Genomic DNA, 11920 nt, shown 5'->3' with positions numbered 1-11920 from the left:
TTAAGGCTAAAAACTAAAACTAGCGTAGGTTGGGGAGCCAGTGCGTTGCGGGGGTCCCAAGAGTTGTAGCACCTGGCGTTTGAGGAACGTAGACGCGCCCTGCGCGGCTGATCGCAGAGTAATATAACCCAACATTATCAAGGCTTTGTTGGGTTTCGCTTGCGCTCAACCCAACCTACATTTCTTCTTAACTGAACCGTATTGGACTAAAGAGAAGCGATCGCACCCAATACGTTTCATTTAAAAATTATTCGTCATAATTTTGGACATGTAGAGACGTTGCACTGCAACGTCTCTACAAGGTTTAAATGTCAATCGATATGTCTGATTTGAACCATATTGCGATCGCCCCGACTAACCACTAACCACTAACTCAATTGTGCTACGAGTTGATTTTCCAACAGAGTTTCATTTGTCAGTAAATCCTCAACGGTGATTCGTAAAAATCGTTGTTCATCAACTAAAAAGAGAATTTTAATGCGATCGCTTCCGGGAAATCCTGGTGGTATCAACTTAGCAATTGTCCTCGCTCCATCTCGATCATTGAGGGGTTTGACAGTTGTTACGCCACTATCGAGACGACGGGTTATCATGCGATCGCCATCAAAATAAACTTCTGTTGCACCTGTATCTGTTCCTAATTCGCCCATAATTAACTCAATGCTGGGCTGACTTTCTACAGAAGCACCCAAAACTACCTGTACTGGTTGAGTCATCGGATAAGGTTGTCCCTCTCTGATAATCGGATGCCAACTGTGTCGATTGTTACGCCGATCCCAATACCGGATACCGTAACTGTGGTAAAGAAAATCTTTGATTTCTACGCCTTGAGTGATTTGCAAAGCACCTTGAGCTATAGCTTCAAACGGGCGATCGCACCGAATTTTTTCTGGTGCAAAATATTGCTTCACCCATGTCTGCACTGCTGGTATTTGTACTGTCCCACCAACTAACAGCACAGCGTTAATATCCCCAACTTCAATTCCTTGGCGTCGTGCTTGTTGTAGTAGCTGAGTCATCGACTCATCAAGTCGTTCAAAAAACAAATGTTCTCTGAGGATACCTTCCAACGTATCCCGATTTAATTCCAACTCATAACTTTCAAAGGTTTCATCGTTGAAATAAACTTCACTCGCTTGGGTCTGAGTTGAGAGTTGAATTTTTACCTTTTCCGCCAGTCGCATCGTCAAAGGACTAACTGATAAACCTTGAGTTGTGGCAAAATAATCAACTATCCAATTGTCTAAATCAGAACCACCTAAATTTTGTCCAGCTTTCGCTAAGACACGGGCGGTTTTTACTTTTTGTTTGGAGTCTGCTGCTAAAGATTTATTGCCAAACTTGAGTAAAAACCCAATCGGCTTATTCGCAACTTTGGTACTTTGATCCAACTGCACCAAGGATAAATCTAACGTACCACCGCCAAAGTCAATTACCAAGAGAATTTCTTGGTCTGCCATACCATAACCTAAAGCGGCCGCTGTTGGTTCATCCAGCATCCGCACCTGTTCCACTGGTAGTCCTTGACAAACTTTGCCCAACCAGTAACGATAAGCTTCAAAACTGTCCACAGGTACGGTTAATACCATTGATTCCAATCCCCCTTGCATGGGTTCTAATTGGGTAATCACCTGGTTGAGGAACCATTGTCCCACTTGTTCAAAAGTAACTATTTGTCCATCTAATTCCGGTAAGAAACCTTGGATATCTGTACCGATACCGCGTTTGAAAGTACGGAAAAAGCGTGGATCATTTTTCAAGTCTAAACCGCGATCACGCACTTGTTGCCCAACCAAAACTTGCCCCTTAGCAGCATCTTCCACATAAAGCAAACTGGGGATGAGTGGCGGATTCAGACTTTGTTGAACTGATAAACCAGGTAGATTGAGAGTTTCTGACTCTTTGGTGACAGGATTCCAACGAGTGATAACTGTGTTGCTTGTACCAAAATCGATTGCGATCGCCATATTTAGTAATTTTGCGTTTTTGTTGCCAAGACGCAAATAGCTACTTCACTTTATTAAAAATTATTCTGCAATAACCACCAAGAACGCAAATAGGCGATCGCTTCTTCTTTGTGTTTCGCTTCTACTTCAATCCAAGGTGCTTGGCGATAAACACTCGGCATGGCAATAATTAAATCACTATGCTTTCTATCATTAAAAGCTTCTTCCCCATTAGAAATATGAACTAATTGCCATTCAGGATTAGTCCAAGTTTGTTGAGCAGCATAAAACATTTCTGTCACACTGGGATCATCATAACTATCTAAATTCTCGTGACAGATATGATGATGAGCATCGAATACCAATGGCACACCAGTAAGTTGGCAAACCTCTAAAATTTCGCTCGCACTGTAAGCATACTCATCATTTTCCAAAGTCAAGCGACTTTTGATGTTTTCTGGTAGCTGGGAAATTACTTCCACTAACTGTTCGACTCGTTGAGATTTCCCACCGTGAATATTCATCAACGACCAAGAAGAAACAGGTAAACCCAACAAATCTAATGTTCTAGCATGTCGCTCTAAAATTTTAATACTTGTTGTCACTACCTGCGGTGAATCAGAACTTAACACCACATATTGATCAGGGTGCAGCACCATTCTGATCCCCAGTTGACTTGCCCGTTGTCCAATTTTACTTAAATCATCACTCATTTCCTCAAGTACACCAGCGCCGACTTCATCCTCCCAATCACTCAACGGGAATAAACCAGAAGACATCCGATAAAGTCGAATATTATACTGTTGACAAAAAGTTAATGCCCCATCCAGACGCTGTAAGTTATCTCGATATAATTCTTTGAGAGTACTAGCGCGTTGTTCCTCACTTAATTGTAAATAGCGAGTGCGCGTAATCGTCCGAAAGCGCACCTGTTTAGAAAAGGTGATGCAAACCAACCCTAAATACGGCGGGGTATCTTGAGGTTTGGACTGTACAACTGGGAGATTGTCTAACTCAACTGGGGTCATTCGATTTTGGATTTTGGATTGACTCATTGATTTATGTGGTCATCTGTTCGATTTAACTAATTTTTGCCAGTGAATAATGAGTATCTGAAGGTAGAAACTTTCCTGATACCAATTCTTCGTGAAGCTGCTCCCGAATTTTACCCCTCCCCTAACCCCTCCCCGCAAGCGGGGAGGGGTGGCGAAGCCGGGGTGGGGTCTTTGTATGCGTCTTCATATAGAATTGGTATGAGACTGATGGAAATAGCGGTTTCCTCCCCTAGTGCATAATTGGCGAGTAAAACTTTTGCGCCAATTATCCATGACAACAACACTATATTTGACCGAACCAGGAACTATGGTTCGCTATCGCAACGAGTCGCTGGTAATTATCAGAAAAGAACAATCAAAAAACTGTCGTTTGGCTGAAGTAGACTTATTAGTTGTTTTACCTGGGGTTCAGTTCACCGATGTTGCAATTTCTAAATTACTCGACAAAAGCATTGAAACTATTTTTCTGCGCCAAGATGGTCATTTTCGCGGACGGTTACAAGGTAATTATGCGACAAATCCTGCCATTCGCATTTCTCAGTATCGCATCTTAGAAAGTGCATTTGGTATGGCATTGGCGCAAAAATTAGTGATGGGAAAAATTCGTAATCAACGGGTATTATTGCAACGTCGCAACCGTGCTTCCCAAGGACAAATAGCTGAATTAGCAGAGGCTATCAATTTAATTAACACCTATTCTTACAATTTACATAACAACTCTACCCTATTAAACCGTAGTGAATTGATGGGTGTGGAAGGAATTTGCGCTCGTACATATTATCAAGCATTGCGATATTGGTTTCCTCCTCAATGGAATTTTACCGGACGTAATCGCCGTCCGCCACTTGACCCGATTAATGCACTGATGAGTTGGGGGTATGGAGTTTTGTTAGCACGGGTGTTTTCTGCTTGCGTACAGGTTGGACTCGATCCATATTTAGGTTTTTTCCATGCAACAGAACCCTATCGTCCCAATTTAGTCTTGGATGCGATGGAGGAATTTAGACCCGTTATCGTAGACCAAGCGGTAATTTCAATTATCCAATCTGATGTGTTAACACCAGAGGATTTCCATACATCACCCGATGGTGTTGGTGTTTGGGTAGGTGATGTGGCGAAAAAGCTATTTTTGGCAGAGTTGGAAAAGCAATTCCGTAATACTGTTTTGTATCCACCACAAAACCGTCACTTGAGTATGAGTCAAATTATCTTAGAACAAGCTCGGAGTTTGGGACGGTGTTTGGTGGAGTTAAGTTTAGAGTATGAGGCGTTTGTAATCAAATGACTAAACTTTGGTTGGTTTGCTATGACATCGCTGATGACAAACGTCGTCATAAGTTAGCAAAACTCTTGGAACAAAATTGTCAGCGTGTTCAATATTCGGTGTTTGAATGTCCGTTGGATACAAATATTTTGAGCCATCTTTTAGTAACGCGCTGGCTACCTTTACTTAAACTCAGCGAAGATAATCTACGGGTTTATCCCCTTGATGCAACGGCAAAACAGCAGGTGCGAGTATATGGTAGTGCCGCACCTTACGAAGTGCCAGATTATTTAATTTTGTAAAGACTAGAGTTTGGAAATTAACGGGGATATGAAGGCTGAAACTGCCTGCATATCTACTTTTTCACGAATGTAACCAATTGTAAAGAGAAGCGTGAAAATGACGCAGTGAGGATTCAGAACTATGAATGAGCCAAAGTTTATAAATCAAAGAAAAGTTAGATTTTTTAGTTTGACTCGTGGCTGTTTTGCTGTAATATGAAACCTGAAAGTAATTTTTGGCGTTAAATGTTTTCGGAAATGTGTACTGTACAACTAGGTTACATCGCTGCTTCCGTACATTGGCGCAACTGCACCTTGAAAACTAAATATAGTAAGAGTTTCCATAGGGTAGAGTCGTAGACTACCTTCACCCCTAACGGGGACGGAAACTCTGTGCCTAATAATTCGCACATGGGGTCCCGAGTCGTAGACTACCTTCACCCCTAACGGGGACGGAAACTTGAATTTCGCCATCGTTAAAACCCTCGCCTAGTTCTGCTGTCGTAGACTACCTTCACCCCTAACGGGGACGGAAACGATGCTTATCCGAACTTTAGGATTTGTTGGAGGAAGATGTCGTAGACTACCTTCACCCCTAACGGGGACGGAAACAGCTGTAGTCCTAACGGATTACAGCTTCATCAACGAGAGTCGTAGACTACCTTCACCCCTAACGGGGACGGAAACGACGTGTTAGGTATTCGCGTCGCTTGTTGTCTGCGTCGTAGACTACCTTCACCCCTAACGGGGACGGAAACATCAGATTGTGCATACTCCAGAACCGCTTTGACCAATCTGCTACCAAGTCGTAGACTACCTTCACCCCTAACGGGGACGGAAACTTTGTGGTTCTGTAAAAGAATTTCATATTCTTTACACCACGCTAAGTCGTAGACTACCTTCACCCCTAACGGGGACGGAAACGGTGCAATCTTGTAGAATAGCGACCCTTGGTTATGACTGAGAGTCGTAGACTACCTTCACCCCTCACGGGGATGAAAACTCTTCATCTACGTAGGTTTTTAAGAGTCCGCTCAACCGAGAACCGCGATAAATTTAATTGTGATTTGCGATCGCGTAGCGGCTACTTTGCACCATCGCTTTGACGTTTGTGATGAATGTCGCGATGTTAGCCACAAATGTCGCCATGTTCTTTATTAGGACTTACGCAAGTGTCACACTCAACCTATTTTGTAGGGTGCGTCAGAAGCAAAAATTTGTTGCTCATCACCAATTTATCAAGTCTGACGCACTCTACTAATGTGCCAGTTGCGTAAGTCCTGTTTATGAATAAGACGATTTTTGTGATGAACGTGAATTTGAAGAGTGCGATCCAATACTGCAAGGGATAGGATTTTCCGTCATAATTTTGAATATGTACCAGACGTGTCATGGCACGTCTGGTGGTGAGTTTAAATGTCAAGCGATTTGTCTTATCCGAGCAGTATTGGATCGCACCCTGATAAAAATTGGATTTTTGCCACCAAATATCATGTTTTGCAGAGTGAATTACATTAGTTAGAAGACTCTCTCAAACATCAGCGTTATGACTGTTGTCACTCCCGTTGTCAAACCTGTTAGCCAAATGCAACTTGCTCCTGGTAGCACAATTACCATTCCGAATGTGAGTTGGCAAGAATTTGAGTCAATTTTGCACGAATTAGGAGAAAAACGAAGTGCAAGAATAGCCTATAGCAAAAATACTTTAGAAATTATGGTTCCTTTACCCGAACATGAAATTCCCAGAGACCTCCTTTCTGATATTGTTAAAACGTTATTGAAGGCTCAGGGTATTAAATTTCAACCTTTTGGTTCTACCACTTTTAAAAAAGAAGGAACCGCAGGAGTAGAACCAGATGCTTGCTTTTATATTCAGAATTATCAACGCATGATAGGACGTCGCCGCCTGCAACCGGAAGACCCACCACCAGATTTAGCAATAGAAACAGATGTAACTTCTAAAACTACTCTTGAAGCTTATCGAGCAATTGGTGTCCCAGAAGTCTGGGTTTATGACAGTGGTAAATTTACAATTTATGTGCTGAGTCAAGGAATTTATCTAAGATCTGATACCAGTCCCCATTTTGAAAATATCCCACTCACACAAATTATTCCTGCTTTAGTAGAACGCGCTTGGCAAGTAGGAAATCTCCAAGCTTTGGAAGAATTTGAAATACAAATTACAAATGACGAATGACCAATGACTATTGTACAGACGCGATGAATCGCGTCTCTATCAATGATAATTTACTTATTTATGCTAAATTCTTTCATTCCCCCATCCCGATTTTTTCCCTATCTTACTTGGCAAGATATTGAAAACATGCCAGATAAACAAACTGTTGTCATCATTCAACCCATTGGTGCAATTGAACAACATGGTTTGCACTTACCATTAATTGTCGATTCCGCAATTAGTATAGCCATTTTAGGCAAAGCACTATCTAAATTAGATGCCGAAATCCCAGCCTACGCCCTACCTAATATTTATTACGGCAAATCAAACGAACATTGGCATTTTCCCGGTACTATTACCCTAACTTCCCAAACATTAATTTCTTTATTAATGGAAGTTGGCGAAAGCATTTATCGGGCAGGTTTTCGGAAATTAGTATTTATGAATTCTCATGGTGGACAACCACAAATTATAGAAATAGTCGCTAGAGATTTACATATTAAATATAATGACTTTTGGATTTTTCCTTTATTTACTTGGCGAGTACCAAACATAGCCAAAGAATTGCTCACACCCAAAGAATTAGAATTAGGGATTCACGCCGGAGATGCAGAAACTTCTTTGATGCTGGCAATTTTACCCGAACAAGTAAAAATGGCAAACGCAGTTACTGAGTATCCGCAAAATCTACCTACAGATAGCGTTCTGAGCATGGAAGGTAAGCTACCCTTTGCTTGGGCAACAAAAGACTTATCCCAAAGTGGCGTACTAGGAGATCCAACCACAGCAACAAAAGCAAAAGGCGATCGCATCTGGGAATCTTTAGCTGATGGTTGGGTACAGGTCATCAAAGATATCTACAAGTTTCAACAACCAAAGACAACAACATAAGCACATTACTTAAGCTTCCCAATCAGGCGAATCACCAAATTTTTGGAGCAAGAAATCAATAAACGTTTTGACTCGAAGCGAATATCTACGATTTGGCAAGTAAAGCGCGTAAATGCCCGTGTCCATCTCCGTTTGGGGATGCACTTGGAAATCAGTTAGCACCGCTTGCAAGCGACCGGCTCGAATATCTTCACTAATTAACCAAGTTGGCATCAGGATCAAACCTGCACCGTCTAAACATACCTGACGCAGTATTTCCGAATTGTTTGCCACTAGAGAACCACTAACTTTCACCTCACAAATTTCTGTGTCTCGTTGAAACCGCCAGATGTTGTAGTCGGTGAAATAGGGAAATAACAAACAATTGTGGTGAGCTAAGTCATTTGGGTGTTGAGGTTTGCCATACTGTTGGAAATAATTTGGACTCGCACAAACGAGGCGAGAATAGGAAGCAAGTTTACGGACAATTAGATTAGCATGGGAGCGATCAAGGTTGCCAATGCGAATTACAACGTCTAGCTCCTCTTCCACCAGGTTTGATAATCCATCACTCAGATGCAAATCTAATTTGACTTCTGGATACTGAGTCAGAAAAATACTGACAATTGGCGCGATATGGAGCCGTCCAAATGCTACTGGCATCCCAACATTTAACAGACCCCGTGGTGTGTCTTCTCCTTCCATTACACAAAGATTTGCTTCCTCTACATCTTGCAAAATACGTACTATTCTGTTGTAGTAGTTACGACCTTGTGTCGTGAGCGTGATGCTACGGGTTGAGCGGTTGAGTAACTGAGTATTTAACATGGCTTCAAGCGAGTTCACTTGACGGGTGACTGAAGAAACTGCCAATTCTAATTGACGCGCGGCTTCCGAGAATCCACCCATCTCTACCACCTTCACAAAGGCACGCATCGCTGCAAATTGATCCATCGGTTGGAATATCCTTTACTTTTGCACAATATGCAAAGGTGTTTGGCGTTGCGGCTATATTATCATTCTTTATGAATAAAGTTATGGTTGAACTGTGGCAATCAAAGTGTAATCCAAAAAAAGAAAACCATGACTTTAACAGTTGAAATAACCTCGGATTTTATCTGCCCTTGGTGTTTGGTTGCAGACACAAGATTAAATCAAGCGATTGTGATATTCACACGCTACGCGATGGTGCAAAGCACCCGCCTTACGGCGATCGCACAACTCAATTCTCAGCTTGAAGTTCAACGCATTTGGTATCCGTTTGAGTTAAATCCTGATCTACCAAAAGTAGGTATGGATCGCAAAACCTATCGCACCAAAAAGTTTGGCAGTTGGGAATACTCGCAAATGTTAGATGCAAAAACGATAGAAGCAACTCAAGCAGATGGAATTGAATTTCGCTATGACTTAATGCAAGTCACACCCAACACTTTTAACGCCCATCGCTTAACCTGGTTTGCTGGTAAAAACGGCAAAGCAAGCGAGATGGCTGAACGAATTTTGAAAGCCTACTTTACCGAAGGGCAGAACATTGGCGATATTGAAACCTTAGCCAATCTTGCAGCTGAAATTGATATTGATGCTAATACGGCAAAAACATTCCTTTTGTCGGATGCGGGGATTCAGGAAGTTAGAGAACTGCAACAGCAAGCGAAAGCCAGAGGTGTCCGCAGCGTGCCAACTATTCGCATTGGTCAAGAAATTCTAGTCGGCGCACAATCGATTGATGATTATTTAGCGGCTTTGCAAAATGCCGTGAATGAATTAGAAGCAACATATTAAGAGGGTTTAATCATGAAACCCACAGGGAACCATGCGATTATCATCGGCGGCTCATTAGGTGGTTTGTTTACCGGAATCATGCTGCGATCAATCGGTTGGGACGTTGATATTTACGAACGCTCTACTGACACACTCGACAGTCGCGGCGGTGGTATTGTGCTACAATCTGATGTTATCGAAGCATTTCAACAAGCAGGCTTGACCTATCAAGCACCACTGGGAGTAGTGGCGCACGAAAGATATTACTTGAACCCTGATGGCAGCATTGCTCAAGGGATGCCAATGCGTCAAACTTTGACATCCTGGAATTTGCTCTACAGTTCCATGCGTCGGCATTTTCCATCTGAACATTATCACCAAGGAAAACTCCTGACCAATATTCAGCAAAATGGTGAACAAGTCATGGCAATATTTGCCGATGGGACTCGTAAAATAGGTAATTTGTTGATTGGTGCAGATGGACCAAACTCTACCGTGCGTCAGCTGTTTCTGCCAGATGCTGACTATCACTATGCCGGATACGTTGCTTATCGTGGCTTAGTCAACGAAGCCAAACTAGAGCAAGACGCTGCGGCTTTGTTTACAGAGCGATTTGTATTCTACCAATTTCCCAATTCTCACATTCTCCAATATGTCATCCCAGGAGAGAATGAATCTCTCGTACCCGGAGAACGCCGCTTTAACTGGGTTTGGTATGTCAATTATAACGAATTGACAGAATTACCTCGTATTTTGACAGACAAAGAAGGTAGACGCCGTGATTATTCCATCCCACCAAGAATGTTAGCCTCGTCGGTTGAGGAGGAAATGCGAGTCTATGCCGATACAGTGCTAGCTCCACCATTTCGGAAACTAGTTGCAGCTACTCAAGAACCATTTGTCCAAGCAATTCTGGATCTAGCGATTCCTCAAATGAGCTTTGAAAGAGTGGCGCTGGTTGGCGATGCTGCTTTCATTCCCCGTCCCCATACAGCAGCAAGCACATCTAAAGCTGCGGCGAATGCGATCGCTCTGGCCGATGCTCTGATTGAACATCATCACGATGTTCCTAAAGCCTTAAAGGCTTGGGAACCTGCTCAACTTGCTTATGGCTTACATCTGCTCAAACACGGTCAAATGCTAGGCGATCGCTCTCAATTTAGCTACGGCGTCGGTCGATTTGGCGAGAACACAACCTCTGTGCAACAGGTTTAAAAAAAGACTATGTACCAAAAAAAAGTGCGGCTTTATGGTCAACCCAACTCCGCAGAAGCTTATGCAATTCGTGACTTTCTCAACCGCAGCGTAGTCGAATTTGACTGGGTTGAACTCACTTGTGATCAAGATTGCGATCGAGAACTCGGTCTTCCATCTCTCAACGATATCCGGCTACCAGTGGTTGAGTTTCCAGATGGAACACAAACCTTTGCTCCGACTATTCGAGAAATTGCCCAGCGTTTAGGATGGGTGACACAACCACGCTTCCAAGAATATGACCTGTCTATTTATGGTGCTGGCCCTGCTGGACTCAGTGCCGCCGTGTACGCCGCATCGGAGGGATTACGGACTGTCCTCATCGAGCGCCATGCAGTTGGGGGACAGGCTGGAACTAGCTCGTTGATTGAGAATTATATGGGATTTCCTGAAGGAATTAGTGGTGCTGAATTGGCAGAGCGCGCCCGTCAGCAAGCGGTTAAATTCGGTGTTGAGTTATTGCTGATCCAAGAAGGGATCAAAGCCGAATTCAAAAACAATCGCATCTACGTAGACATGGCTGATGGTAGCAAAATGATTGCACGGGCAAACATTTGTGCAACGGGCGTAGAGTATCGGCGGCTTGGTCTGCCCAACGAAGATCGGTATCTGAATGTTGGATTATTTTATGGTGCGGGAGTTAGCGAAGCGCCCATGTGTCAAGATGAAGACGTGTTTGTAGTGGGTGGTGGTAACTCAGCTGGTCAAGCGGTGATGCATTTCTCTCGATATGCAAAAAAAGTCACTATGCTGGTTCGCGGTGATAGTCTAGCGGCGACGTTGTCGCAGTACCTCATTCATCGCATCACTAACACTAGCAACGTTGAAGTCCTCTATCAGACTCAAGTCACAGATTTAGATGGCGATCGCACACTGCGTCAAATTGAACTGACCAACTGTCGTGATAGTTCGGTTCAAAAAATCGACACTCAACGGCTATTTATTTGTATTGGTGGGATGCCTAATACAGAATGGGCAAAAGATACAAATATTATACGTGATAATGCTGGTTACATAGTAACTGGACTAGACTTACTTAAACAAGGTCGTCCGCCCGAATGTTGGACACTTGAGCGTGATCCCTTCTTTCTTGAAAGCAGCGTCCCAGGTTCCTTTGCGGCTGGTGATGTGCGACATGGTTCAATTAAGAGGGTTGCATCAGCCGTGGGTGAAGGTGCAATGGTTGTGACTTTTGTACATCGGTATTTAGCAGAGACAGCTTGAGATATCTTCTGAGAGTTTTGAGATTAATCTTTGTTTACAGAATAAATGTCGCAATATAGCACTCTCTAGCTTAATTGGGTTCCAGAACC

The 11920-nt window shown here is 43.0% G+C and carries 10 protein-coding genes and 1 CRISPR repeat array; of the genes, 7 read left to right on the top strand and 3 right to left on the bottom strand.

Annotation, left to right across the window (positions count from 1 at the left end):
* Positions 1-368: 368 nt before the first annotated feature.
* Positions 369-1967 (bottom strand): Hsp70 family protein, encoded by a 1599-nt coding sequence (locus tag ACE1AT_RS26900; protein WP_374873968.1) that lies wholly within the window; start codon positions 1965-1967, stop codon positions 369-371.
* A 53-nt stretch (positions 1968-2020) separates the two neighbouring features.
* Complete coding sequence (uvsE, locus tag ACE1AT_RS26895) at positions 2021-2974, bottom strand: UV DNA damage repair endonuclease UvsE (RefSeq protein WP_374873985.1); 954 nt, start codon at positions 2972-2974, stop codon at positions 2021-2023.
* A 298-nt stretch (positions 2975-3272) separates the two neighbouring features.
* On the opposite strand from uvsE, the gene cas1 reads away from it, so the two are divergent.
* The 4 genes from cas1 to ACE1AT_RS26875 all read left to right on the top strand — a co-directional run bounded on the left by cas1 (position 3273) and on the right by ACE1AT_RS26875 (position 7613).
* A complete protein-coding gene (gene cas1, locus ACE1AT_RS26890; protein ID WP_374873966.1) occupies positions 3273-4286 on the top strand; it encodes a CRISPR-associated endonuclease Cas1 in 1014 nt (337 codons plus the stop codon).
* Entirely contained in the window at positions 4283-4567 is a 285-nt protein-coding gene (gene cas2, locus ACE1AT_RS26885; protein ID WP_016859779.1) for a CRISPR-associated endonuclease Cas2, read from the top strand. The genes cas1 and cas2 overlap by 4 nt, the downstream gene beginning before the upstream one ends.
* 332 nt (positions 4568-4899) lie before the next feature.
* Positions 4900-5549: a CRISPR direct-repeat array (repeat unit 37 nt; unit sequence GTCGTAGACTACCTTCACCCCTAACGGGGACGGAAAC).
* A gap of 543 nt (positions 5550-6092) precedes the next feature.
* Positions 6093-6743 carry a Uma2 family endonuclease gene (locus tag ACE1AT_RS26880; RefSeq protein WP_374873964.1) on the top strand — a complete coding sequence of 217 codons (651 nt, stop codon included), beginning with the start codon at positions 6093-6095 and terminating at the stop codon, positions 6741-6743.
* Between the two features lie 60 nt (positions 6744-6803).
* Positions 6804-7613, top strand: a complete 810-nt coding sequence (locus ACE1AT_RS26875) for a creatininase family protein (protein ID WP_374873962.1) — start codon at positions 6804-6806, stop codon at positions 7611-7613.
* Between the two features lie 9 nt (positions 7614-7622).
* Here ACE1AT_RS26875 and ACE1AT_RS26870 read toward each other — a convergent pair whose 3' ends face one another.
* On the bottom strand, positions 7623-8546 hold the full coding sequence (locus ACE1AT_RS26870) for a LysR family transcriptional regulator (RefSeq protein WP_374873960.1): 924 nt from the start codon (positions 8544-8546) through the stop codon (positions 7623-7625).
* 129 nt (positions 8547-8675) lie between these two features.
* Between ACE1AT_RS26870 and ACE1AT_RS26865 the strand changes: the two genes are divergently transcribed.
* The 3 genes from ACE1AT_RS26865 to ACE1AT_RS26855 are packed head-to-tail and all read left to right on the top strand — an operon-like array spanning position 8676 to position 11831.
* Complete coding sequence (locus ACE1AT_RS26865; protein WP_374873958.1) at positions 8676-9374, top strand: DsbA family oxidoreductase; 699 nt, start codon at positions 8676-8678, stop codon at positions 9372-9374.
* A 12-nt stretch (positions 9375-9386) separates the two neighbouring features.
* Positions 9387-10568 carry an FAD binding domain-containing protein gene (locus ACE1AT_RS26860; protein ID WP_374873956.1) on the top strand — a complete coding sequence of 394 codons (1182 nt, stop codon included), beginning with the start codon at positions 9387-9389 and terminating at the stop codon, positions 10566-10568.
* Between the two features lie 9 nt (positions 10569-10577).
* Positions 10578-11831, top strand: a complete 1254-nt coding sequence (locus ACE1AT_RS26855) for an FAD-dependent oxidoreductase (protein ID WP_374873954.1) — start codon at positions 10578-10580, stop codon at positions 11829-11831.
* Positions 11832-11920: the final 89 nt, after the last annotated feature.

Source organism: Pelatocladus sp. BLCC-F211 (assembly GCF_041928655.1).
Taxonomy (GTDB): domain Bacteria; phylum Cyanobacteriota; class Cyanobacteriia; order Cyanobacteriales; family Nostocaceae; genus Pelatocladus.
The sequence above is the reverse complement of the archived record's forward strand: the minus strand, read 5'-3'. Positions and strand labels throughout refer to the sequence as shown.

Bases quoted from the DNA above. Each gene is read 5' to 3' on its own strand.
- ACE1AT_RS26900 (WP_374873968.1), bottom strand. From the start codon at position 1,967: ATGGCGATCGCAATCGATTTTGGTACAAGCAACACAGTTATCACTCGT.
- uvsE (WP_374873985.1), bottom strand. From the start codon at position 2,974: ATGACCCCAGTTGAGTTAGACAATCTCCCAGTTGTACAGTCCAAACCT.
- cas1 (WP_374873966.1), top strand. From the start codon at position 3,273: ATGACAACAACACTATATTTGACCGAACCAGGAACTATGGTTCGCTAT.
- cas2 (WP_016859779.1), top strand. From the start codon at position 4,283: ATGACTAAACTTTGGTTGGTTTGCTATGACATCGCTGATGACAAACGT.
- ACE1AT_RS26880 (WP_374873964.1), top strand. From the start codon at position 6,093: ATGACTGTTGTCACTCCCGTTGTCAAACCTGTTAGCCAAATGCAACTT.
- ACE1AT_RS26875 (WP_374873962.1), top strand. From the start codon at position 6,804: ATGCTAAATTCTTTCATTCCCCCATCCCGATTTTTTCCCTATCTTACT.
- ACE1AT_RS26870 (WP_374873960.1), bottom strand. From the start codon at position 8,546: ATGGATCAATTTGCAGCGATGCGTGCCTTTGTGAAGGTGGTAGAGATG.
- ACE1AT_RS26865 (WP_374873958.1), top strand. From the start codon at position 8,676: ATGACTTTAACAGTTGAAATAACCTCGGATTTTATCTGCCCTTGGTGT.
- ACE1AT_RS26860 (WP_374873956.1), top strand. From the start codon at position 9,387: ATGAAACCCACAGGGAACCATGCGATTATCATCGGCGGCTCATTAGGT.
- ACE1AT_RS26855 (WP_374873954.1), top strand. From the start codon at position 10,578: ATGTACCAAAAAAAAGTGCGGCTTTATGGTCAACCCAACTCCGCAGAA.